Genomic DNA, 24,593 nt, shown 5'->3' with positions numbered 1-24,593 from the left:
CAATTAAGAGGGCCAAATGTGGGATTAAACATTAATGTGATAGACGGTGTCAAAGTCATCAACAGTAGAGATAAACGCAGATATTGCTTTTGCAATCTCCTTGTCCTCACGTAAGACAGGTTCGCTCGGACATATTGGCTCGTGTTTGTCGGTACTTTCTGTGACTGCGCCTGTAGGGGTGTATTTGACAGACAAGTAACGGAACTTTTTACCAATGGCAGGAACCTTAATGAAGTTATACCAACCTTTCTTCAAGTCAGTCTGCACAACCTCAAGAGCATTGACAGCCACGGCGTCTGTAAAGTCAGCCTTATTAGCCATGGCAAGTTCAATCTTAAGACCCTTGGTAAAGGCGCCGTGCGCTACAAACTTAACGTACAATGGATTGGCAGTCTGTCCGATGTCGGTAGAGGACTGAAAATCAATGTAACGCTGTGCATATGCGATCTTTGTTTCATCAAGCACCTGTTTACAGGATAGGTAATTACCAAAATCTGTTATAGCCATTTTATCTCCTTATGCTTTTAACTGTGACTCGGTAGTGGTGAGCTGATCTACTCGTCTTAACTTGGCGCCACTAAAGGTCTTCCACTGTGTATGTGTACCAAAAGAATTTTCGCCGTTTACAATTGAGATGATATTTTGGTTAGAACGCTGTGCCAATACGTTAAGGGCAGAATAAACCTGACCATTCATGTAAATAGCAGTGCTTCCTGATACGCCATTAGGCAGACGGTCTAAGCCCTCTTGCAGTTTCAAGATAAGGTTAGTACTGTCTGCATCATCACGGACATTAGCTTTGCCTATACCTTTATTGGTTCTAAGATCCTCTACATTAATATTGCAGAGGCGAACCACCTTGCGATAGTTGGCAACAGCAAGACCTAAATCCCACTGATATAAAGTACGATAGGCTAGGAACTCATTACCGTTCTCGTCTTGAGTGAGGCCTTGTCCTAAGTTGTCAATCTTAAGACCAAAAGTAGAGCCTTTAGGAAAAATGCCGAAAACGTCATCACCCCAATCAACAATATAAATAGAAGCTAGATTGTTGCCTGTGCCACCACAATCAATAATCTGCTCGGAGATAGGGTTCTTTTTATCAAGGGTATTGTAGCGAGTCTGTAGACCACGAATTTCGGCAGGATCGTTTGATGGGTCGCCATAGAATAACACACGTGTTGCACTCTGACCCATAGCCTCTACGAATGCTTTACCCTCACCCCACACAGCAGATGCCTTGCCCTCGGCGCCACCACCTTGGCCTGCCAATTCCACAAGCTTGGCATCAACTTTAGATAAAACAGCCATCATAGCGAGGCTTTCCTTTACCTGTGCAGTGCTTGATTTACTTGCTTTAATACCCTCATTGATACGGCGCATGTAAGTGGTCGGCAGTGAGGTTCTAAGTGTGGTTAGGTTGCCGTCATTCATGTTTGCCATTTTCCAAGGTATGTCCTCTAAAATCGCATTCTGCTGTGCAAGACATTCTACGATTTTGTCTGTACCTCCGTTGCCGTCAAGACGTTTATAAACCTCCGCAAGGGTCAGCATCTCGTCTGCTCTTGCAAAAGCATTAGGTGCCATAATTGCCATATTTTTATTTACCTCTCAAGTTTTAAAAGTTATTCGTCAAATAATTCAGGGCTGTTTTTGCCGTACATCTCACGTAAAAAAGATTGTTTCTGTGAGTTAGGTTTAGCCCCATTGATAAATTTGTCATCTGCACTTGTGGCTTTTCCAACACGTGACAGGAACCTTACAATTTCAGGGTGCTCTATAATGCCTGTATTAATCAGCAGTTCCTTAAATTCATTAGAGCCAAAAGAGCGAATGGCCTTAAGAGCATTAGTTCTGCTCTCGGTTAGATGCTGTCCACCAATCTCCTCGTCGGCCAAGGTTTGATTAATCCATTCGGCCTTAGCATTCTCAAGGGCTTGAGTGTTAATCTCATTGACCTTGTCCTGCGCCTGCTCATAGAATTTTTGAGCCTGCTCTTTGCTTAGGCCTAAGTCCTTTGCAATACCCTTAACGTGGCCTATGTACTCGCCCTCGGTTACATCGTTACCGTCTTTGTCTTTAAAGGTATACTCAATCTCTTGTGGCTGATTAGGGACAGGCTCATTGTCATTCTGTAATGCCTCGGCCATTGAGTTAGGGGAGTTATCATTCTGTAGAGCCTCGGTCATACTGTCAGCGTTAGGTGTAGGCTCCTGCTGTACGGTGTCTACATTCTGCTCAACATTCTGCTCTGTAGTCTCAACTGTATCGGACATGTGAATTACCTCTGATTGTCTGTAATTGCTCGTTAGTAAATAAGTTTAAAATCTGTAGCATTAAGTCACGCTTGGCACAAAAGGCGAGGGCCATGTTAGGATCGGTTGTGCATGTCGGAGCGCTCAAATTCAGCGTATCTAGGATAGCCTTTAGTACAGCCTTGCCCTCATTCGTTTTTAAAACCAAGTCTATGTTTATGCTTAATTCGTTAAAGTCGGTCATAGCATCACGTCCTCAATAGGTTCTAACTGCTGTGTAGCTAGTGAGGCGTTAGCTCCACTCTGCTGTGCCTGTGCTAAGGACTGCATAGTAGAACCCATTTTTTGCATCTGCTCTGCCTCAAGCATAGCCTGCTGTTGCTGTGCTCTTGCATCTCGTATCTCTTGAGCTTCCTTCTCGGTCTTAAGGATCTTGTATGAGACACCTAAACGCTCGGCATATTCATCTACAGTGCCGTCAATATTGATACGATCAATAACTTCAGGCTGTGTGGCTGATAGGGTCTGAATAGTGCTAAAGAACCTGTCATATGCGTTAATGTCTACAGCTCTTTGAGCCTGTGCAAATACGGATTGGATCTCTACCTCAAAATCCATACCCTCAAGGGCTTGTGGCAGTTCGCCAAATATGCCTAACTCTTGGCACTTATAAAAAGTATATTTAACAAGGGGTTGCTGTACTTCTTTTGATAGTCGTTCGGTTACCTGTCCTAAGATTAATCTTTGCTCTTCCTGTAGGCCGTATACCTCAATCGTGGTCTTGCGATTGTTCTGTGCTCCTTGTAGCATCAAGAATAAAGACACATAGAACTTCTGATTTAGTTTCTCCTCTAAATCCTTGACCATGTTAATAAGGTACTGAAAACTATCATCTTGATTGTAGATAGGTCTAACAGCATTGTCTGAATTAACACTAGGTAAAAAGTTTTTGCCACCTGCTGATATGTTTAAAGGACTCATGCGTGCACTGTCAGGCGCCTGAATTGGTGGGTCAGCTATACGATCGGCAATACGTGATAGACGCTCAACCAAGAATTGCAACTGTTTAATGTCAGGCAAGGCTCTTGTGCATGGACTTGTTCCATAGCAATTAAGGCCGACCACATTCCACCTAGCGACCAAGGCAGGAAAATGTTTAAAGCCACTTTCTCTTAAAATCTTGGTACCGTCTTTTTGAAAATAAAACGACGCATACGGCATATCTACAGCTAGGCTAGACTTGAGATCACGGTCTGCTCGTGGTTCAATAGCATGAATAAAAGGATGCTTCTTTTCTAGCTGTCCGTGCTTATACTGCTCCTTGATTGTGTTGTTTAACTTGTCAAAGTCAAAGAATTTAACAGCCTGCGCTACAGTCAGTTCAAACTCACGATAGACCGTATCTATCTCTCCCTTAGTGTTTGATGCTATGCAGTATTCGCCTGCTGTTAAGACGTGATGTGTAATAACATTCTCAAGGTCATCATAGATTAAATCTACAGCCACACCAAACAAACACAGCTCTTGATAAAAGACGTGTAAGGAGTTGTAAGTATTTGAGCGCTGAAAAATCTTATTTAAAATCTCCTGCGCCTGTCCAAAGTAGCGTTGCACTTCCTTGTCTTTAGCTAGCTCCTCATTAGGAGGCAGAAGTCTAAACCATGGTCTTAACGGTGATGTAGAGCCACTAGCTAGACCACTGACAAGAATATCTAAACAGTAAGAGGCGTGGTCGTTAAAGATAAATTTATATGACCTATCTATATTTAAAGCTCCACTGAATGGACTGATATATTTGCAGACGTCTCTATACCACTTAATCCAAGGAGCACGCTCGCTTACAAGGCTGTCATAGCGTCTCTTTAGAGCCTTGATTTTCTCCTCGTCCGTTTTAAACATTTACTTCACCTTTTGCTTAGTTGTCAGTGCAGATGCAATTGCAAGTGGGCTTGTGGAGTTAAGACTTGACGAGGTGCCTAGGTTTAAAGAATTGCTGTTAACGCCTAATCCACTAGTGAGGTTGCCATAATTGCTATCAATCTTTTGTGTATTAATCGTATTAATCTGCTGTTTGTTCTGCCTGTTGGTTTCCTGCTCGGCCTGCGACTGCGCTTTTTTCTGCTGTTCAAGTGCAAGACGCTGACCCTCTGCTTGACGTGCAGATGCTTTCTTTTGTGCGTTTGATTGTATCTGTGCATTTATTACCGATGCGCCGGTAGCTATTGCGCCTGCGATTAATCCACCTGCTACTCCACCACTCATATTATCTCCTCGTTAAAAGCTGTTTATAGTCGTCTGTAAATTCCTGCTCGGCCTCCTCAACCGTTTTAACGTCCGAGGCATAAAGCATTGTTAAGTTGGTATCTTGGTTCGCATATATCATCTGCTGTCTAGGATTTAGGGCTCTGATTATGTGGTAGCCACAAAAGCGCCTTGACGAGCCATTCATGTTGATAACAACATCTCCACTAATAATTAGGACTGTATCTACCTTGATTTTTGCGCCAACCAAGAAGCTATGCTGACGTAAAAAGACATTACGCACATAACAGCCTGCGTGCAGAAAATGCTCTGTAGGAAAATCACAAGGAATTACCACGTCATCATCGGCACAAAGTTCAATAGCCTTATCAATGCGCTTAAATTCATCTGCGCCTGTGGGCTGTAGAGTGTCGGACAATACGGTTAAAGCTTGCACCAAAACACCTCATTTACATGCTCATACAGGTGTGCGTACTGTTTGGACAAGGCACTGCCCTTAGGGGCGCCGTAGAACAAGCCCTTTAAACCGTCTTGTCCTGCTAAGCCCTCAAGTACAGTACGCATCATAGTGCCTAACCAAGTGTTGCGATAAGGTCTTAAAAGAAAATAAGGATCTACTGTTCCGACCTTGTCACCTGTAAGAGGGTAGATATAAGACGTGTAGCCGATAGTCCCTATGACTTTATCGTTATCAAAAACACCGACCACTTTAAAAAGTCCCAACTCCTCAAGTTTTAACCAAGCGTCAATTTGTGGGTTAGGTGCCATTAAGTCTTTATTCCTAATTGACGGCTCGGTACTGTAGGCCTTTACAAGCTCATCAAAACCTTTAGCATTAATAATCTGTTTAAAATCACACTGTAAAACTTCTGCCATTACAGCTCTCCTAACATCTGCATAATTTCAAATTCACGCTGTAATCTTTGCTCACGGTCTGAATGTGTAATGCGATCTTCAAAACGCATGAAAGGGTTAGAGTTTGCATTATTCATCAGGGACGACATAAGCTCCTGCCGAGGGCTTGCCTTAACCTCCTCTTCATACCCTGCAAAAGTCAGGGCTATAGAGTCGGCTAGGTCAGGAGACCAACCTAAGCGCTTTTTAATAGCCTTTTTACTCTCAAGCTTATACTTTGAATTGTCATCTTTAATGTAGGTCGGAGCCGATAATTCATTCTTAAGCTCGTTAATCTGTGGTAATGCCCCACCACCCTCAAGCCATTTAGCCATTTTGAACCACATCTCTGTACGCTTATCCATATACTCGCTTAATGTGGAACGTTGGCCAAAGTTAATATCAAAGATAGGTAAAGTTGTATTCATGCGCCTTAGAATATCTACAGCGCCACCACCGACACCTGTACCGTCCACAAACATTCGGTCGGCTTTAAACTGATTTTGTAAATTCATTATGCGATCGCAGGTCTCCACAATTGACGCTCCATTCCAAGAGATGACATCAAGAACCTTTACGCCTCGCCTTATGCACACAGCTGTTTTATCGTTACCGTATCGTGCAATATCGCAACCCATAAACACCTTGTATTGGCCTAATACGGACGGCTTGTAATCAGTGCCCATAGCTGTGTTTACCATGTCAATGTTAATGAGCTGATCCTCTGCTGACGCATTGAAGTCGCACAAAAATTCACGTGCAAATGTATTGTTATCAAGGTCTCGTTTTAACATCTCAATGTCATGTGGATTGAGTGCCTCGGTCTGATAGACGGTATACTTGCGTGAACTCCACTGTGGTTTAAACTGTGGGTCTTGCCCCTTAAAATAAAGTTCTGAAAAAAGATTAATGCCTTTAGGGGTTCCAATAAATAAAGCCCACCCTTGGCTGTCAATCAAGGCAGGGTATACAACCTCTGTCCATAACTCATTTGGTATCTGTGCCACCTCGTCAATGATAGTGCCACTGATTTTTGAGCCACGGATACTGTCAGGATTATCGGAGCCTAGCAGACGGATCTCACTGCCATTCATAAAACGCACACTGTGATCGCTCTCATAGACCTCAACAAAATTCATCTTTTTGCCACCGCCGACATCAACATTCATAAACTGCTGTACAAATTGCTTAAGTGGCTTCCATGCAACAAGTGAGGCCTGCTTAAGTGTAGGGGCAATATACACATACAGACCTTTTTTCTTGAGCGCATACATGATGAGCTCGGCCAAGGCGAGAGTAGTTTTGCCTGCACGTCTGTGTAATGCGAGCACTGTAAATCTAGTCTGATTTTGCATACATTCTTTTTGCCAACTGCGTGGCACAAAATCAAACTCTAAATTTAGCTCGGCCATTACAGCTCCTTAATGTCCATAGGGGTCTGCACATTAATCTGAATGTTAGTATCGCCGTTACCCTCACGCTTGCCACTAAATTCAGGATTTAACATGCACGCATACTGCATCTCATACTTGGCCAATACTTCACTTGACTTTAAAAGCTGTGGAGGTACTTCCTCTCCACTTGAGATACGCTGATGCGTGTTTTTTAAAGTGGCCAAGCCGTCCTGTACAAGCATATGAGCACGTGCCACCTTGGCGCTGTTCATCTCATCCTTGTACTTTTCACTGTGCAGAAGTTTACGTAATGAGCTCTGACTGATGCTAAAAAACTGCCTAATGTTCTCAAGGTGATAGTCAGGATCAGTGGCATAACGATTTAGTTGAGATAAGACATGCTCTTCATCACATCTGCTCTCAACTGTACCGTGTTTGTTCATAAGAGCATAATCGCTAGCGTCCTCAAGCAGTTCGGCAGGGAGTGGTTTAGTGTACTTGCCCTTTTGGAACTCACGCTTTACAGGTTCACTTTTTATCACTTCCATTTATCACCTTGCATTGTTCGTACAAACTGTTGTAATTAATGGCTATCTCGTCTCGCTCTTTGATAAGCCTAGTAGCCTGCTCAATAAGTTCTGCCACCGTATCAGTCCGTCCACCTGATACATCTGTGGTAGGGACGGATCGATCATGACTGTTGGACACTGCTCCACCGAGGGAGGCCTGTAATTGCTTGACGTGCACGAGCAGAGCATCATTGCGCTTGTTAAGAGCATCAAGCTGTGCCATGCGATCTTTTGTTTGCTCTTCAATTTGCCTTGCCTTGTTTTGTTCCTGTGCCAAAACGTACTTTAAGTGTGTGACTTCTTTTTGATGAGCCTTGATAATGCCCTCTTGATAGTGGGCTTTTTGATAGTGAGTCGCACTAAGAAAACCGATGTTGAATGCAACTGCCATTAAAATTAATGTCTTTACCATGACGAACAACTCATTACAGCCAATATTAGGGCAAATACTGAAAATAGAACTAGCGAGCCAATAAGCATTACTCTGCCTCTTTTTATTATCTAAATGCCAAGGAGTAGGCTATTGAAAACAAAATCGCACTAAACCCTAAAAACAATCCACAAATTAGAATAAAAAAGATCCATGCTCTCGCTGTTATAGTTTCAGTAAACAGTAGCATTTTCATAAACCCTTTTAACCCTTTAATTGTGTATTAAAAAAAGTGAATTATCTTTTCTGTCAACAACAATAAACAATAAAAAAATAATATTACTGCTATGCCCGCTAGTGATAATTGTGTTATTTTTTCAGCTAAACCTTTCATATTCTTAAGTATCACCAAAATTAAGCAAGCTATTGATGTTATCAATTCACTTGCAGAAACATCAAATTCCAATTAAAATGTCTCCTATATCACATGTAAAAACCCCTAGGGACTGCAATCCAACTAGGGGTTTAATTTTTTTATTTAATAAAACTTATGCCTAAACATACAATAGTAAAAGGCACGCTAAGGATCGTTAATAAGATCGCCACCTTATAACAGCCACTCCAAAAAGCACCTTTAAACAGCATAGATAATTCCCTAAATTGTTTTATATCTACCTTAAAAATCATGTTATAATTAACCTATCGTTGATATGAATAAGGCACCTCAAAAGGGTGCCTATTTTTTTATGCTATTCTTTGTAGTCTAAATCTTGTCTTGCTATCAGGGATTAGTTTGTAGCCGAATGTGTCAATTAGATCGTTTAAAGGTTTAATGTTTCTTGAAGTGGCCACACACTTATTCGGCGTGAATATGGTGTAGTCCTCTCCGATGTAATACATGTAACGGCCAAAACATCTTTTGACCAAGCCCACATTGACAACATGGCTACCACCACTTGAAACATAAATCCATCTTAAAAGTTGGTCACGTGCTCCGTCCAAGTCACCCTCGTTAAGTTTCTGTAGATAGGTGCGAGGTCTGCCCACATTGAATATGAGATCAACCGTCATATCAAAGATGTGATAGTCAAAAGCATGTGGATTATTAAGCCACTTGTTTGCTTTTGTCACTGCATCGTTTAAGTCATGCTTCCATACCTGCTCGACCATCTCCATGCTATACACAGTATTCTCATCAAAAGGGTAGGTAGGATCGCTTGTATGACCTCGGCCTATGGTCAAGATGCCTGCACTGTCTTTATACGGTGTCAGTGATACACCCTCATAAGCATCACAAAAGTTAGCATAATTTTCTGATACATCTCTCATCTTATCTATCCCTCATGTCATCAGGCATTGGTGGCTCATCGTCCACTGTCTTAAACTGCCGTTCGCTTTTCCTTGGTTTTGTGTTGTCGTATCTTACATGTGAGCCGTTTATCGCTTGCTCATAAGGTTCGTATGGAGTTTGTCGTGGCAGGAACTTGTCAAGTACTCGCTGTAAGATATCCTGAATGCCGTGCGTACCAAATGAGCCACAAAATCCACCAATTAAAAGAGCTATGCTCGGAGGCAGTTGTGGATAAAAATCAAGCAGTGGCAAGGAGAAACAGACCACAAAAAAAGCTTGATACTATAGAATTTAAAAATCGTTCAATCCACTTTAAATTCTTGTAGCGAGTCTTATAAAACTGAATGATTGATGCGAGAGACATTCCGAGCAGAATGTGCACAATGATAGCAGTATGAGCTACTCCGTCAAAAATATCTTTCACAATATCGGTCTCTGAAAATAAAAAACCCTCATCAAAAGACGAGGGCCGAAAAACACATGGAGAAAATTCTGTCAATATAAACTAGCTGAAACTAAAAAACGGACGCTTTTATAACAGCATACGGAAAAAGTATAAACTTTTTACAGTAAATATGCAACATCTATTTTAAAATGTGACACCAAGATAAACTAAATAGTTGCTCCACTTAGTCATTGCAATACGACGCTCCTCTAAAAACATGTCACGCATATAGGCTCTGTCAGTACGATCGCCTGCCACGTGAGATAAGCAAAGTTTAGCTATACTCTCTTTAATGTCGTCCTGTAGGCGCAACCACTCCTCGCCTATTGTCCTAATTCCGTGGATTGATAGATCTGCAAAACCCATTGTTTTTAATTCGTTTATTGCGTACATATCCCCAACCTTATGTGAGCCAATTAAAAACAAGTAATCGTCATGGCCTTTACCTTTAGAAAAATATGTTATGATTTTCTGCATCTCGCTAGTAATCGGAACATCAAAAGACTTTAATGTTTTAGTAGGGACACTAAAATAATCCCCTTTAATATGGCTCATCTTTAGTGAACGCACTTCATTGTTTCTTAAAAGCGAATGGAAATAAAAAACTATTAACGCCCTTAAGACAAGTGGCTTGTCCTGTAGGCTCTGCATTAACTCCTTAATTCGTTGTTCTCTATCTCTGACATCAAAAGTGGCCCTATGTGTTGTCTCATGACTTGGCAGAAAGCCTCTGATATTTTGTAAAGGATTATGTGTTAACCATTGGTAAAAGCATGCTGTCTTTAAGCATGATGTTAGTAAATTTGCTAAAGACATGGTTAAATTGTTTTGGCCTTTATTTATGTACGGAGATAACATGTTTTCAATTACAAACTGTGGTGTTAGTTTGTTTAAAGGAGTTTTACCAAAAGACTTTAAGTGATTATACAAACTATTGTATTTTTGAATTGAGCTTAATTTTAACTTGGATATTTTCATCTCTTTATGTTTATCCCATGCATCTGCCAAGGTGTAATAAGTTACTGTAGGTTCAACACGTTCTAACTCATTCCTGCGCCCTAATATTATTTCTTGTTTAGACAGTTGATTAAGCTCGGCTTTTCTATGTAGCTCAATAAACTTAGAACGAGCCTCGTCTAAAGGCATTGTGGGATATTTGCCTATTGTTAGCTTAATGTTACAGTTTTTTCTTTTTGTTCTAAAAATAAAATAAATTGTCGTCCTACCACCACTGTTCCGAGACCTAACATTAAGCCCTGTACTATCTGTTATCATCTTGTCGTGAGGCTTGGTGTTAGACAGCAATTTGTCTAACTTTGCTGTAGTTAAATTTATCATATATTTCCCCTGCGAGAGTTTGTTTAGTAGTTTCTATTATAAACTATATTCCTCTCATGGGTCACATATGGGTCACATTTTTTTAAAATTTTATAAAATATTTTAAACTTTCATTAAAAAATCCTTTAAAAATTAAGCAAGTATATGATTTTATATGACGTTTCTTGTGAAATAAGATATCTCCTTGGTTACTCAATATAAGTAAATGTATTATCCGTGTTATTAATTATTTAATATAAATTTAATATAGTATTAAAATAAATAAAATAATTGCCCTTTGTAAGTCTAACTGATAACTATATGCAACAAGATCTCTAAAAAGTGTGTTTTTTATACACTTATCACAATTATGATGGAGTGTATCGGTATTGTATAAATAAATAAAAAAACCGCAGAAATTCTGCGGTTTATAGATTGCACTTGTTTGATATTAAATTCTACAGGAAGAAGAAGTAAGCTCCTGTAGCTATCACAAAGGAGCAGATCACATTGAGGACAAGACCTACTCTGACCATTTCCTGCTGCTTGATATAACCTGTACCAAAGACGATGGCATTTGGCGGTGTTGCCACCGGCAGCATGAACGCACACGATGCACCAAGACCGATGATAAGAGCCAGACCTAAAGGTGGGGCACCAATACTCTCGGCAATGGAGATAAACAGAGGTACAAGCAGAGCTGCAGAGGCTGTATTTGAGGTGAACTCAGTTAAAAATACAATGAAGAAGGCAACAAGCAGACCTAGAACAAAGTAGTGAGAACCCTCTACCATAAATACAATACCGTCAGCCATGATCTTTGAGGCACCTGAGTCCTTAAGTACGGCAGAGAGTGTAATACCGCCGCCAAAGAGCATGAGCACACCCCAGTCGGTATTGTCCTGAACCTCTTTCCAGGAAATAAGCTTTAGGACAACTACGATGATGGCAGCTGCAATAGCAATCACACTGTCAAAGGCACCGATTGATTCGGCAAGGCCAAGCATACCTGACAGGGCAGGGTTTATCTTAGCTGAGAAGATCCAGCACAGAGCTACTATAACGAATACAGCTAAGGTAGTAATTCTCTTTGGAGTTAACTCAATATTCTCCTCCTGGAAGTTAACCTCAATCTTAAGGTTTGGCTTGAAGACGAAGTAGAGAGTTAAAATCATAACAGGCATCAGCACCACCATGAATGGGAAGCCGATTACAAACCAGTCAGCAAAGGTCATACCGATGTTTGAGGCTACGATGGCATTAGGAGGTGAACCTACTAATGTACCCATGCCGCCAATACTTGCAGAGAAGGCAATACCTAAGAGCACAAATACAAAGACATTTCTGTTTTCTTTGGCATCTACATTGGCCAGCATACCTATTGCAAGTGGCAGCATCATGGCGGCAGTAGCTGTATTACTCATCCACATTGACAGGAAGGCAGTAATGGTGAACAGTAAAATTACAGACATGAAGAAACTGCCTCTGGCCATGGCCATAATTCTCTGGGCAATAAGTTTGTCAAGCTTCTGCACATGCATGGCAGCGGCCAGAGCAAAACCACCAAAGAAGAGGTAGATGTTTGAATCGGAGAAGCCGTTTAAAGCCTTGGCGGTTGGCACCAGACCCAGGATAGCGGCTAAAACCGGAATTGTAATTGCAGTAATAGTTACATGCACTGCCTCGCTCAGCCACAGTACGGCTACAAACACGAGCATGGCCAGACCCTTGTTTTCAGTATCTGAAAACGGCAGGAATGACAGCAGCAGCACAAATAATATTATGTCGGCAATGACTATATAAGATTTTGTCATAGATGACATAAGTTAACTCCTTAATGTAATACCTAAATATTATGTTGTGTGAACAATATATTTACACGCTATATATAAAATAATAAATGACATAAAAATACAACTGAATTTTTTTGACGCAGCGCGCTAAAAGCGCATGAGGTCCAAAAAAATTAGCACACAATCACAAAAATTGAGCAAAAAAGGGCTAAAAAAGCCACTTTCTGCTAATCTTTATCATGAGTTAAAAATATATTTAAAATCAGTGGTTTATTATAAAATGCGCAATTTTAATGCATAATATAAAATTTAGATTAATTTTTTTTAAACTCTTAATTTTTAGCCTATTGCTAAATCTGTGTTAAGTTTTGATTAAAGCAGTATGAAATAAAAGTTTAAATAATATTTACTAAATGATATAAAATGTAAGATAGGATTATTTTTTATCTATAAAGGGACAATTTTATACTACACAGGAGAGCTATAGACATTGCAGCCTGTAAGATTACTCTAAGATCAAAGGCCTGTTTACCATAGCGCAGCTTTTAGCCTTCATACATACAAAAGACAATATTTTGTATCTTATCGCACTTGTGATGACAGATGATGCAAACTGCACGGCATACTGCTGTGCAGCAGGTAGAATTTAGCGCAGATCCTTTTGATGACGCTCAAAGGCACTGATGAAGCTGTGCAGTGATGCCGACAGCTCTTTTGTGTGAATAAGGCCAAAGGACATGGTATCGTTAAGATCAAGATCGAGTTTTTTAAGCTGCGGATAGATATTGACTATATTAGGAAAGCACAAAAGCAGATCATTGCAGGTATCAATCTCTTTTAACAGATCTATATTGTAGGATTCAAATTCAACTATATCAGCACCAAGTTCAATAAAGTTTCTGTAGACATTATCAAGGGTGGAACCAATGCCTGCCTGCTTTTTTAACATATGTACCCTCTGACCTTTAAGATCTGAGAGTGTAAGATGCTCCTTTGAGCTTAGATAATTGCTCTCAGAGGCACAAAGACACAGAGGCAGTGAACAGATTGTGATACCGCTGCAGTTGAAAAAATCAAGCATACTCTGGTCAAAGGAGCCTAACATGGCATCTAAAGAATCTGTATGGGAGCTGAAGGTGGAACAGTTGCTGCCAAGCACATAGTCAATAGGCACCAGCTCAAGATTAAGATCAGGACAGTACTGACTGATAAAAGGCCAGACGTCCATAAAGTAATTGGTAGGGGTCAGCTGAGTTACGCCTATTTTTAAAGTCTTTTCACTCTTTTCAATTTGCTGTGCCCTGACTATGGAATCTTCAATATGGCGTTTTATATACTGCGCATCCTGAAAAAAAGATTTGCCGGCCTGCGTCAGTGTCACGCCGTTGTTGTCACGCACAAGCAGTTTAGCACCAACCTCGCTCTCTAGTTTGTTGATGCGCTTCATTATAGCTGTAGTAGTAAGATTAAGCTCTTCTGCTGCTTTATTGAAACTACCAAGATCTGCAACAGTAATAAAGGCTTTTAAATACGTAAACAGCATGTTGTCTCCGCTATGTTTGTTGTAATTTTGTATGTTATGAGGCCTTACATTGTTTATCTTATTTATTTTTATTATGTATTTAATGGACTGGGCATGCCTAGATGATTAACATTATCAGACACTTATGCCCAAAGTACTATATTTAAGTACAATAGCCTATATTTATAACATATTTAACGCAGGAAAAAAAATGCAGATATCATTAGTATCGTGGAATGTGAACGGCATCAGAGCTGTAAGTGCCAAGGATGAGTTTAAAGAGTGGTTTGCACAGGATAAATATGATGTTATATCCATGCAGGAGACCAAGGCTTCAGTTGATCAGATACCAGAGCATATTGCAAGTAAAGATGGCTATAGCTCCTACTTTTCCTCATCTGTAGTTAAAAAAGGCTACTCAGGTACTGCTGTCTATTCAAAGATACAGCCTTTAAATGTAGAGATTGAGCTGCCTGATCCTGCCTATCAGGGAGAGGGACGCATTGTGCACCTTGAGTTTGAGCAGTTTCATTTCTTCAACGGCTATTTTCCAAACGGCGGTGCCGAGATTGAGGATGAAAACGGCAAGGGTACAGGTGAGTTCAAGCGTGTACCTTACAAGATGGGCTTTTTTGACTCCTTTTTCAATTATGTTCAGGAGCTGCGCAAGAGCAAGCCTATAGTAGTCTGCGGTGATTTTAATATTGCCCATAAGGAAATAGATCTGGCCCGTCCTAAGACCAATACTAAAAATACAGGCTTTTTACCACTTGAAAGAGCCTTTTTAGACAAGTTTACCCAGGCAGGTTATATAGATACCTTCCGCCATGTGCATGGTGACAAGCCTGACAACTATACCTGGTGGTCATACAAGAGCAGAGCCAGAGCCAAGAACGTAGGGTGGAGAATTGACTACTTCTTTGTTTCAGAAGAACTTAAGGACAATATTGCCGATGCCTATATTGAAAATGAGGTCTATGGTTCAGATCACTGCCCTGTAGCACTGGTGCTTGATTTTAAATAAAAGAGTGATGTGCAGTTTTGGTGCTGTAATGGGGCTTTTAACTTAAAAACTGCACATACTTTGTGCAAATGCTGTAATTTTTAAATACTTTTTGCATAAAGCTTGATACATAAATCCATTAACTTATAATGAATTTACTTTAAATATTTCAAAGGTGAGACGTAAAGTCTCATTGTTTTTTTAAGGAAAAGAAAAGTGAAAACGCTAAATATAATTTGTCCCTTAGAAGGGGAACTAAATTTAAATGTCAAAGTCCCAAGTGCCACTGTCTTTGCCCCATCTAGCTTCTATTACTTTTCCTATTATTATCTCTAATTTCTATTTTTTTCTAAAAAAGGGCGGTTTATATGAACCTAAAGAATAACAGGATGATTCCTCCGCCGCCAAATTCGCGGCACGGTATCGTCGATACAAGAATAAGTGATATATTTCAATTGTTACCACCAGTTGCCGTTATAGAAAAGTTTCCGACTACGGATGCTATAGATGCATTAGTGCTCAATACACGTAATGCCATACACAATATTATGGATGGAAGTGATGACCGTCTGGTTGTTATCACTGGCCCATGTTCTATTCATGATCCAAAGGCTGCTTTAGATTATGCACAGCGTCTTTTACCGCTGCGTGAAAAATACAAGGACAGTCTTGAGATTATTATGCGTGTCTACTTTGAAAAGCCACGCACCACTGTAGGCTGGAAGGGTCTTATCAATGATCCTGAGCTTAACAATTCTTATGACATCAACAATGGTCTTAGAATTGCAAGAAGTCTTTTGCGTGATGTAAATGCCATGGGTGTACCTGCAGCCACAGAGTTTTTAGATCTCATCTCACCACAGTATATAGATGAGTTCATCTCCTGGGGTGCAGTAGGTGCCAGAACCACAGAGTCACAGGTGCACAGAGAGCTTGCCTCTGGTCTGTCATGTCCTGTGGGCTTTAAAAATGCCACCGACGGCAATGTCAAGATTGCAGTTGATGCCATTGTGGCTGCAAGGCATGAGCATACCTTTATGACTGTAACCAAGCTAGGTCACGTAGCCATTGCCCACACCAGGGGTAATGACGACTGCCACGTAATTCTGCGCGGCGGCAAGGTGCCAAACTTTGAGGCAGAACATGTGGCATCAGCCTCTGAGCTTCTGTCTGTTAACAATCTGCGTCAGAAGGTTATGATTGATTTTTCTCATTCAAACAGCTCCAAGCAGTTTAAGAAACAGCTTGATGTGGCTTATAATGTTGGATCACAGATAGCCAATGGAGATGACAGAATCTTTGGTGTTATGATAGAGTCCAATATTGTAGAGGGCAGGCAGGATCTGTGTGAGGATCTATCAAAGCTTACCTATGGGCAGAGCGTAACTGATGCCTGTGTCGGATTTGAGGATACAGAGGTCATTCTTGAGACCCTGTGCAATGCTGTAAAATCACGACGCAAAGCTGCATAGACAGATTTATACCAGAAGCCCCGGCTAAGGGGCTTTAACTATTTTAAGAGGTTAGACATGCACCCATCATTATCACTTGAAAAGAGCAAAATCAGAATCTTACTGCTTGAGGGCGTAGATCCTAGTGCTGTAGAGACACTGAAAAAGGCAGGTTATACCAATATTGAGTACAGCAAAAAGGCCCTTGACGGCCAGGAGCTGCTCGAGAAGATCGAAAATGTGCACTTTTTAGGTATAAGATCACGTACTTTCTTAACCCGTGAGGTTCTCTCACATGCAAGAAAGCTCGTGGGCGTCGGCTGTTTCTGCATAGGCACCAATCAGGTTGATCTTGAAGCTGCAGCCCAGCTTGGTATCCCTGTATTCAATGCTCCATTTTCAAACACAAGATCTGTAGCCGAACTGGTAACCGGCGAGTATCTGCAGCTTCTGCGCGATGTACCTGCAAGAAATGCTCTTTTACACAGAGGTGGCTGGAAGAAGGCAGCCACAGGCTGCTTTGAGGCTCGCGGCAAAACTTTAGGTATTGTAGGCTATGGCCATATTGGCACACAGGTTGGCATTATTGCCGAAAGCCTGGGCCTTAGCGTTATATTCTATGATCTTGAGCACAAGCTCTCCCTTGGCAATGCCCGTCAGGTTGATACACTTGAGGAGCTTTTAGCCTCATCTGATATTATCTCCATGCATGTACCAGAGACTGATATGACCTGCAATATGATTGGCGCCAAGGAATTTGAGGCCATGAAGGATGGTGTCTTCTTTATCAATGCCTCACGCGGTACTGTAGTTGATATCAATGCCCTGACCGAGGCTCTTGAGAGCAAGAAGGTGGCAGGTGCCGCTGTTGACGTGTTCCCAACCGAGCCTGCTTCAAATCAGGAGGAGTTTGTAACTCCACTGCGTAATTTTGACAATGTTATCCTAACACCGCATATTGGTGCCTCAACTGAGGAGGCTCAGTGCAATATCGGTATTGAGGTGGCTCAGAAGCTTGCTTTATACTCAGACAACGGTTCAACTCTTACTGCTGTAAACTTCCCTGAAGTATCACTGCCAGAAAAGAGAGCCAATGTTTCAAGACTTCTGCACATTCACACCAATGTGCCAGGTATTATGCGCCAGATCAATGATGTCTTTGCAAGTCAGGATATCAACGTGGCAGCTCAGTATCTGCAGACTACAGCTGATGTGGGTTATGTGGTTATGGATATTCACTCAGACAAGCCTGAGGCCATAGTGCCGCTGTTAAAAGAAATTCCTGGTACTCTCAAGTGCCGTATTCTTTACTAATATAAAAAGACCCCGCCCTGCGGGGGTTTTTACAGATCCTGCTGCAATATCGCATATAGTGCTTTTTGGCACACATAGTTTATCATTATATTTTTATATAAAATTGGCTCTGCTATAATACCTATAACGAATTTACCAAGGTTTTATTATGAAAAGGACAGCATTAGCCTCATTTGTGGCACTTTCTTTGACATGTATCTGTGCAGCCAATGCCAATGACAGGAACAGCTGGCAGATTGGATCTGAAGGTACATGGACATTGAATGAAGATTATGCCTATGAATCAAACAAAGGCTCAGCCTCACATCTTTTAACTCTATCTGAGAGCATAGAGCACAGAGAGGCTAAAATCAGAATACAGAGAAATATGGTTGACAGCTATACCTTCTCTGTAGGCTGTATGATGCAGTCTAAAACCCCGGTGCTGACACTCAAGGTACCGCCTCTTGATATTGGCATTATGGATCAGTCAAACGGCTATGCCTTTGCCAGATTTATTGTCGATAACAATGAAGAATTTGCCCTGCGCGGACAGGTGCAGAAAAACGGCGGCATTGTCTTTGCTCCAATGACAGCCGATCAGGATCAGAAACTCTCCAACCTCTTTTTGCAGCTGCGCGAGGGGGCCATTCTCAAGGTAGCCCTGCTGCAGGGCAAGGGACAGGCTCCGCGTCAGTATGAAATTGCTCTAGACGGTTTTATGGCCTTTTCAGAAACTGTGCTCAAAGACTGTGAGCGCTTAAATCAGATAGCGCTGACAACAGGCAGAAAATTCACTCCTCTGCCAGATTACATTACCAAGGAGCCAGCCGGCCTTGCTCCTAAATTCTTTACTTTAAAGAAGGGCGGACTTTTAGTTAACAATCAGCCTGTAGTTGAAGAAGAGAAAAAAGAGGAAGAGGTTAAAATTGAACCTGCAGTTGAGAGCAAGGAAAAGCCAGAGCCGCTTGAGTTTGTACCAGATGGTTCAGCTGCAAGCATTGGCCCTGATGGCAAGCCTATTATCACCAAGAGCCCTGAGGAAAAGGGTGATGATAATATAGGCGATCTCAAGGCCCCAAGTCTTGAGTTTGACAAAGATGGCAATCCAGTTTTCAACTAGGAGCTGCAATGAGTTTTGTTTTTACAAGAGCAGATGTAAGCGCCGAGTATAAGGCCTCATTCCGTCATGAGCTTTTAACTCTGATTCATGAGCATGGCCGCTCCCTTGACAGACATGATCCTCTGGTCAATCCTTTTGAATATGACAGCAGGGAGTATAATTTAGATGAGCTTCCTGCAAAGAGCAGAGATCTGGCTTTATTCTATTTTGACTATCTGCAGCATCATGTCTTCTCTGAGCTCTTTGATGAGCTTGAAGATGATCTCTATGAAATGACAGCAGCCCATCATGGCTGATATCAATCAGGCTGAATAATCAGGCATTATTATTGGCAAGGATATAAAAAAAGAAACCCTCATCTGAGGGTTTCTTTTTAAGCCTGATTAGAAGTCAGCATTTTTTGGTGTACGTGGGAATGGAATGGCGTCACGTACGTTGCCAACACCTGTGATATAGACAATAAGACGCTCAAAACCAAGGCCAAAGCCTGAGTGTGGTACAGAGCCATAGCGGCGCAGATCGCGATACCACCAGTAGGCATCCTTGTTAAGACCCATCTCTTCAATACGCTTGTCTAAAAGCTCAAGTCTGTCCTCACGCTGTGAGCCGCCTATAATCTCACCAATACCAGGAGCCAGCACGTCCATGGCTGCAACAGTCTTGCCATCATCATTCATACGCATGTAGAAGGCCTTGATATCCTTTGGATAGTTCTTAACAACTACAGGTGATTTAAAGTGCTCTTCGGCAAGATATCTTTCATGCTCTGACTGCAGATCAATACCCCAGGCTACAGGATATTCAAACTTTTTGTCGCATTTTAAGAGAATATCTATAGCATCAGTGTAGTCAACCTTGGCAAAGTCTGAGTTTATAAACTTCTCAAGACGGTTGATGGCATCGCTGTCAACACGCTGTACTATAAATTCCATATCATCACGGCGCAGCTCAAGTACCTTCTTAAAGACATACTTTAACAACTTCTCGGCAACTTCTGCACAGCCGTCTAGATCGGTAAAGGCCATCTCAGGCTCACACATCCAGAACTCTGAGAGGTGACGTGAGGTGTTTGAATCCTCGGCTCTGAAGGTAGGACCGAAGGTATAAACCTTGGAGAAGGCACAGGCATAGGTCTCAACGTTAAGCTGACCTGATACAGTAAGATAAGCATGACGGCCAAAGAAGTCCTGTGAATAGTCAACACCACCCTTATCATCCTTTGGCACGTTGTTAAGATCAAGTGAGGTTACAGTAAACATCTCACCTGCACCTTCACAGTCAGAGGCTGTTATAAGTGGAGTTGAGACCCACATAAAACCGTTTTCCTGGAAGAAGGAGTGAATGGCATAGGCCAGAGTATTGCGGATGCGCATTACAGCACCCATAAGATTTGTGCGTGGACGCAGGTGGGCATACTGACGCAGATACTCAACGCTGTGGCGCTTGGCTGACATTGGATAGGTATCTGGATCTTCAACAAAGCCTAAAACCTTGACGGCGCTGGCCTGAATTTCACAGCTCTGGCCCTGACCCTGTGACTCTACAAGAGTACCCTCAACTACAACTGAACATGATGTTGTCAGTTTTAATACTTCGTTCTCGTAATTTTCCAGATCTTTGCTGACAACTGCCTGAACATTGTTAAAGCATGAACCATCATTGATGGCCAGAAAGGAAAAACCGGCTTTTGAATCACGGCGGGTTCTGACCCAGCCGGCTAATGTCACTGCCGAGCCGATGGCAACCTTGCCATCAAGAATTTCCTTGGCGCTTACAAGACTCATATTTTCTCCTAAACTTTAAGTTAGTCTTCAATCTTTATGGTTTTTTCATCAAGGTGACCGCCTATGGTACGGACCAGTATCATGCCACGCGGATGCTTGCCTTTGGCATCTACAATAAGGGCAGGTACAAGCTGCGGTCTGTCTTTTAAATATCTTTTAATTTCATGACTTGCTGTCTCACCTGCAAGTCTGGTCTGAATTTCAATTGGACCATAGCCTTCAACATCGTAGACGGCTTTCATGATGGTAATGCCGCGCACTCCCTCACAGGAGACTAGTCTGGCAGTAACTCTGGTACCATACTTGAGCATCTTTTTTATTCCGAAATAAATAAAAAAGCTCTTGGCTGCCAGCACTAAAAACAGTGTGAGCATGAAGTACTGAATCTTAGGATCGCCGCCCTCGCTTTGTACATAAAGAGCAAGAGTCAGAGCTGTTGCAGATATAAGGACATAAATAATGCCAAATACCAGCTGTGCAGTACCGATACGCGGTTCAAAAGAGTGATCCTTAGTCAGCATGTGAAACTATTCCTTTAAAATTGGCTACAGGATTGTATGTATCAAGATCCTCATCATCAACTACAGTGACTTTGAGCTCCACATCGGCATTGACCTTGAGCATAGGCGACATTAAAAGTGAATCTGACTGCGCTGGCTGTGCCAGATTAGCCTCAACAAACCTTGTATAGTTGTTCTTGACTGATGGCTTTAGAATAATGTCCTCAGGCTCTTCATGATAGGAGGCAACCTTTTTTGAGTTGACCATGATGTCAATATCAAGAGCGGCAAATGGGAGATCCTCAAGCGATCTGTGAAATACAGAAAAATCTATATCAAAACCTGACTGCTGCCCTGAGGCAAGCTTTATGCTCTCAATTGTGGCCACAGGCTCTTTGGATCCGTCAGGTACACCCTGACAGGCACAGAGCACAAATACAGACAGTGCAGAAATAAGTGGTAGGGCTTTTTTCATATCAGTATTTTTAAACTCAAAATTAAATCTAAAGTGCGATTTTACCACTTATGGGCAAAAATATGAAAAGAAAAAGGCAGGCAGGAGCTCATTGTGAGCAATTTTTTTTATTTTGTGTGGATATGCACGGACTGTGGTGTGCACAAATGAAAAAAGCGCATGTTTAGGCATGCGCTTTTATCAAAGTTTTATTACTGCATATTGCTCTGCATAAATTCCATAATCTCATTTGGCTGCATGCCGGCCACCATCTTGGCCACAACAAGCTGACCACCTTTGAAAATAGCCAGAGTCGGAATGGTCTGTACATTGTACTTGTTGGAGATTTCCTCACACTTGTCTACATCTACACGGCAGATCTTTAAGTCAGGGAAGTTCTGAGCCATTCCCTGAATGTGTGGGGCAAGAACTTTGCAGTGTGGGCACCAGTCTGCAGTGAAACCTGCAATGACAAGACCCTGATCCTGTTCCACTTCACGTACGAATTCTTCATTTGAATTAACTGCTACTAAAGCCATTTGAAGCTCCTTATGTAAGATATATTTTTAAAACTGAATTCATTGTAAATCATAAAAAATTAAAAAAGATGCTTTTGAATATTTTTAATCAATAAATATTATTTTTACTATGTAGTGAAAAAAGTTGTAAAAGGACTAATTTTAATGGAAAAATATATTAAAGCATTGATCTAATATATTTTTGTAGCAAAAAGTTAAAAAGACTGCAAGGTGTTCTTTGTACAATTTTTTTACCTACACTTAAAAAACAATTAATGTATAATAATTATTTACTTTCAAATATTGAATTTTTGTCAGTAAAGTAAAAAATATATGTTAAAAACAGGCGTCGGTCCAGCTCCTGCTGCATGGCATAATACCTTAAAACTAAACTGTGGCTCACCAAGATTAAAGCATGCGGCATAAAGAGCGTCTATAGATAACAAGATCCTGATTTATCGTATGAAATATAGTCTTAATAGAGCTTTCTTTTAATAAAAGCTGTTCTATACTTTACAGAGTGGCACAAGTATTTTTACTGACTCAGAGTACGCATTAGAGCGATATTTTTGCCGTGCAGCAGCTTTTACTATTGTCTTTAATTTTGAATGATATAGAATGGTTGCCGAACTTTTTAGGCAGTGTTTGTTTTCACACTTGCAGGTGTAAAGAGTCTTATATCCGACGCTTATGATTGAGTTTGAAAAGTACCTAGGTGAGAGTGTAATTGAGGAGTTTCTTGACTGCCTTAATGTTGAGGCTCACGATCTTAGTGCTTTAGATCTTGATTTTGTAATCTTAAAGGCCAAGGAATTTGGCTTTATTGAATCCTACGAGCTAAGCCGTCTTGATGAGTCAGACATTGTCTATCTATTTATAGCAGAGATGATCTGTGCCTTTGACAATAATAAAGAGGCCTTGATTCCGCTTAGGGCCAACTTTGTTAACATCAAGAATTTCACCACCACCAAAAAAGCCAAGCAGGAGCTTTTGTACGCTCTGTACAATCTGCAAAACGGTGTTATAGGTGGCCGGGACAGAACTTTAATTATAAAATGGCGCAATCAAGGCCTTAGTGCTCTGTGGCACAATCATGTTGACAGATTAATCACACATTTAAAGAGCATACATGAGACTGATGATTATTTCAGCTCTGACCGAAACTATCTGCAAAGTGTGATAGATGATGTGTCAAATCCAAATTCATCATTAGATGACGGTAAAAAACATGTCTTTACCAGACGCTCACTGTTTATCTCCATTGCTCTTTTATGCTCATTTTTCATCTGTATTGCGCTTTTGGCCTCAATACAGAAACTTTCAGTGCAGTCACAACGCTTTTATTTAAACTTTATAGGATCAGATGCCATAGCCGTGGTGACGCATACAAGAATGCTGCACAATAATATGGTGTTAAGCCCAAATGAACATCTTTACCGTCATATTGTCACCTTTATTACTGCAAGTGGTCAGGAGGTTATAGGTAGTATTGATCATGTTTATGACTACAGGCAGGTACCGGCTGTAGGCTCTCAGATCTGGGTGGTTTATGAAAGGGAGAATCCTTACAATCTGACACTGAGATCGCCATATGTAAATGCCTACAAGGTTATAGCCTATCTTGTGATCTGTCTTGTAGTCCTTGGCTTTGTTATGCTGGTGCTCAGGTTTTTTGTGCTCAACTATGTAAAATCGCAGACCATTAAAAGTGTCATGTCCTTTTGTGTGCTGACCATTGCAATCTTTGCCGCCACCTATATCTTTATTTTTGAAAATAGATATATTTTCTATCGCTTTGTAGGTGCAAGACCGCTTAGTGAGTTTAGCTATGTTGAATCAAGACTGGTTAAAAAAAGCAATGGACGTGCCTATACCGGCCTTGTCAAAACTCAGTATGGTGCTCAGACACTGATAAGCTCCTATCGCAGTGGCAGACTTGAGGGGCTGTCTGTCAGTTATGAAAAGGACATTTTAAGAATGCTTGGCAATTATACAGACGGTTATCTCAACGGTATGTACATACGTTATGACAGCACAGGTTCACCTCTTGAATATGCTCTGTATGAGCATGGCAGAAAAAATGGTTTTTACCGCGAGTATGATGAGTTTAGTGACAAGATTGTCTATGAGGGTATATATCAAAAAGGTCTTAAAGAGGGAGCCTTTAGAACTTTTTATACCGATGGCAAGATAAGAAAGGTTGAGCGCTATAAACATGATATGCTAAATGGCACAGTGCTTGAGTTTTACCGCAACGGCCAGGTTAAAAACGAACTTAACTATGATAATGGCGTT

General features: G+C 41.2%; 24 protein-coding genes (1 of these 24 only partly in view). 6 read left to right on the top strand and 18 right to left on the bottom strand.

Annotated features, from left to right (window positions below; genetic code table 11):
- Positions 1 to 24 precede the first annotated feature (24 nt).
- From DRZ93_RS08320 to DRZ93_RS08245, 14 genes are all read right to left on the bottom strand, one after another.
- A complete protein-coding gene (locus tag DRZ93_RS08320) occupies positions 25 to 507 on the bottom strand; it encodes a hypothetical protein (protein ID WP_113746307.1) in 483 nt (160 codons plus the stop codon).
- Positions 508 to 516: 9 nt separating this feature from the next.
- A complete protein-coding gene (locus tag DRZ93_RS08315) occupies positions 517 to 1,596 on the bottom strand; it encodes a major capsid protein (protein WP_113746306.1) in 1,080 nt (359 codons plus the stop codon).
- A 29-nt stretch (positions 1,597 to 1,625) separates the two neighbouring features.
- Positions 1,626 to 2,276 (bottom strand): hypothetical protein, encoded by a 651-nt coding sequence (locus tag DRZ93_RS08310; protein ID WP_113746305.1) that lies wholly within the window; start codon positions 2,274 to 2,276, stop codon positions 1,626 to 1,628.
- Positions 2,277 to 2,495: 219 nt separating this feature from the next.
- Complete coding sequence (locus DRZ93_RS08300; RefSeq protein ID WP_113746303.1) at positions 2,496 to 4,154, bottom strand: portal protein; 1,659 nt, start codon at positions 4,152 to 4,154, stop codon at positions 2,496 to 2,498.
- Complete coding sequence (locus DRZ93_RS08295) at positions 4,155 to 4,517, bottom strand: hypothetical protein (RefSeq protein ID WP_113746302.1); 363 nt, start codon at positions 4,515 to 4,517, stop codon at positions 4,155 to 4,157.
- 1 nt (position 4,518) lies between these two features.
- The gene (locus DRZ93_RS08290; protein WP_113746301.1) at positions 4,519 to 4,953 is read right to left on the bottom strand and encodes a hypothetical protein; all 435 of its coding nucleotides are present in this window, start codon (positions 4,951 to 4,953) and stop codon (positions 4,519 to 4,521) included.
- Entirely contained in the window at positions 4,941 to 5,393 is a 453-nt protein-coding gene (locus DRZ93_RS08285; protein WP_113746300.1) for a GNAT family protein, read from the bottom strand. The genes DRZ93_RS08290 and DRZ93_RS08285 overlap by 13 nt, the downstream gene beginning before the upstream one ends.
- Positions 5,393 to 6,823, bottom strand: coding sequence for a terminase large subunit domain-containing protein (locus DRZ93_RS08280; protein WP_113746299.1), 1,431 nt, complete (start codon positions 6,821 to 6,823; stop codon positions 5,393 to 5,395). Before DRZ93_RS08280 ends, DRZ93_RS08285 begins: the two co-directional genes overlap by 1 nt.
- A complete protein-coding gene (locus DRZ93_RS08275) occupies positions 6,823 to 7,353 on the bottom strand; it encodes a hypothetical protein (protein ID WP_113746298.1) in 531 nt (176 codons plus the stop codon). The genes DRZ93_RS08280 and DRZ93_RS08275 overlap by 1 nt, the downstream gene beginning before the upstream one ends.
- A complete protein-coding gene (locus tag DRZ93_RS08270) occupies positions 7,334 to 7,786 on the bottom strand; it encodes a hypothetical protein (protein WP_146741108.1) in 453 nt (150 codons plus the stop codon). Before DRZ93_RS08270 ends, DRZ93_RS08275 begins: the two co-directional genes overlap by 20 nt.
- A gap of 702 nt (positions 7,787 to 8,488) precedes the next feature.
- Positions 8,489 to 9,073 carry a lysozyme gene (locus tag DRZ93_RS08265; protein ID WP_113746296.1) on the bottom strand — a complete coding sequence of 195 codons (585 nt, stop codon included), beginning with the start codon at positions 9,071 to 9,073 and terminating at the stop codon, positions 8,489 to 8,491.
- 611 nt (positions 9,074 to 9,684) lie between these two features.
- Positions 9,685 to 10,878 (bottom strand): tyrosine-type recombinase/integrase, encoded by a 1,194-nt coding sequence (locus DRZ93_RS08255; RefSeq protein ID WP_113746294.1) that lies wholly within the window; start codon positions 10,876 to 10,878, stop codon positions 9,685 to 9,687.
- A 437-nt stretch (positions 10,879 to 11,315) separates the two neighbouring features.
- Positions 11,316 to 12,680, bottom strand: coding sequence for an SLC13 family permease (locus DRZ93_RS08250; protein WP_113743975.1), 1,365 nt, complete (start codon positions 12,678 to 12,680; stop codon positions 11,316 to 11,318).
- A gap of 616 nt (positions 12,681 to 13,296) precedes the next feature.
- A complete protein-coding gene (locus DRZ93_RS08245; RefSeq protein WP_113746293.1) occupies positions 13,297 to 14,193 on the bottom strand; it encodes a LysR family transcriptional regulator in 897 nt (298 codons plus the stop codon).
- A 190-nt stretch (positions 14,194 to 14,383) separates the two neighbouring features.
- On the opposite strand from DRZ93_RS08245, the gene DRZ93_RS08240 reads away from it, so the two are divergent.
- The 5 genes from DRZ93_RS08240 (at position 14,384) to DRZ93_RS08220 (ending at position 19,338) form a co-directional block, all read left to right on the top strand.
- On the top strand, positions 14,384 to 15,196 hold the full coding sequence (locus tag DRZ93_RS08240; protein WP_113746292.1) for an exodeoxyribonuclease III: 813 nt from the start codon (positions 14,384 to 14,386) through the stop codon (positions 15,194 to 15,196).
- A gap of 347 nt (positions 15,197 to 15,543) precedes the next feature.
- Positions 15,544 to 16,647, top strand: a complete 1,104-nt coding sequence (gene aroG / locus DRZ93_RS08235; RefSeq protein WP_113743978.1) for a 3-deoxy-7-phosphoheptulonate synthase AroG — start codon at positions 15,544 to 15,546, stop codon at positions 16,645 to 16,647.
- A 57-nt stretch (positions 16,648 to 16,704) separates the two neighbouring features.
- Positions 16,705 to 17,940, top strand: a complete 1,236-nt coding sequence (serA, locus tag DRZ93_RS08230) for a phosphoglycerate dehydrogenase (RefSeq protein WP_113743979.1) — start codon at positions 16,705 to 16,707, stop codon at positions 17,938 to 17,940.
- 148 nt (positions 17,941 to 18,088) lie between these two features.
- On the top strand, positions 18,089 to 19,042 hold the full coding sequence (locus DRZ93_RS08225) for a hypothetical protein (protein ID WP_113746291.1): 954 nt from the start codon (positions 18,089 to 18,091) through the stop codon (positions 19,040 to 19,042).
- A gap of 8 nt (positions 19,043 to 19,050) precedes the next feature.
- Positions 19,051 to 19,338, top strand: coding sequence for a hypothetical protein (locus DRZ93_RS08220; protein ID WP_113743981.1), 288 nt, complete (start codon positions 19,051 to 19,053; stop codon positions 19,336 to 19,338).
- 87 nt (positions 19,339 to 19,425) lie between these two features.
- On the opposite strand, the gene asnS is transcribed toward DRZ93_RS08220, so the two are convergent.
- The 4 genes from asnS to DRZ93_RS08200 all read right to left on the bottom strand — a co-directional run bounded on the left by asnS (position 19,426) and on the right by DRZ93_RS08200 (position 22,319).
- The gene (gene asnS / locus DRZ93_RS08215) at positions 19,426 to 20,826 is read right to left on the bottom strand and encodes an asparagine--tRNA ligase (RefSeq protein WP_113743982.1); all 1,401 of its coding nucleotides are present in this window, start codon (positions 20,824 to 20,826) and stop codon (positions 19,426 to 19,428) included.
- A 20-nt stretch (positions 20,827 to 20,846) separates the two neighbouring features.
- Positions 20,847 to 21,347, bottom strand: a complete 501-nt coding sequence (locus DRZ93_RS08210; RefSeq protein ID WP_113746290.1) for a hypothetical protein — start codon at positions 21,345 to 21,347, stop codon at positions 20,847 to 20,849.
- Complete coding sequence (locus tag DRZ93_RS08205) at positions 21,337 to 21,801, bottom strand: hypothetical protein (RefSeq protein WP_146741107.1); 465 nt, start codon at positions 21,799 to 21,801, stop codon at positions 21,337 to 21,339. The genes DRZ93_RS08210 and DRZ93_RS08205 overlap by 11 nt, the downstream gene beginning before the upstream one ends.
- Before the next feature lie 191 nt (positions 21,802 to 21,992).
- Positions 21,993 to 22,319, bottom strand: coding sequence for a thioredoxin family protein (locus tag DRZ93_RS08200; RefSeq protein ID WP_113743985.1), 327 nt, complete (start codon positions 22,317 to 22,319; stop codon positions 21,993 to 21,995).
- A gap of 669 nt (positions 22,320 to 22,988) precedes the next feature.
- Here DRZ93_RS08200 and DRZ93_RS08195 point away from each other — a divergent pair.
- A protein-coding gene (locus DRZ93_RS08195) for a toxin-antitoxin system YwqK family antitoxin (RefSeq protein ID WP_113746288.1) crosses the window boundary here: on the top strand, positions 22,989 to 24,593 show its 5' portion. The gene runs 144 nt beyond the window's last position; 1,605 of the gene's 1,749 nt are visible here — the first part of the coding sequence; it begins with the start codon at positions 22,989 to 22,991; its stop codon lies beyond the right edge, outside the window.

This window comes from Anaerobiospirillum thomasii (assembly GCF_900445255.1).
Taxonomy (GTDB): Bacteria; Pseudomonadota; Gammaproteobacteria; order Enterobacterales; family Succinivibrionaceae; genus Anaerobiospirillum_A; species Anaerobiospirillum_A thomasii.
Note: the sequence above shows the minus strand (reverse complement) of the source record. Positions and strands in the feature narration are given on the sequence as shown.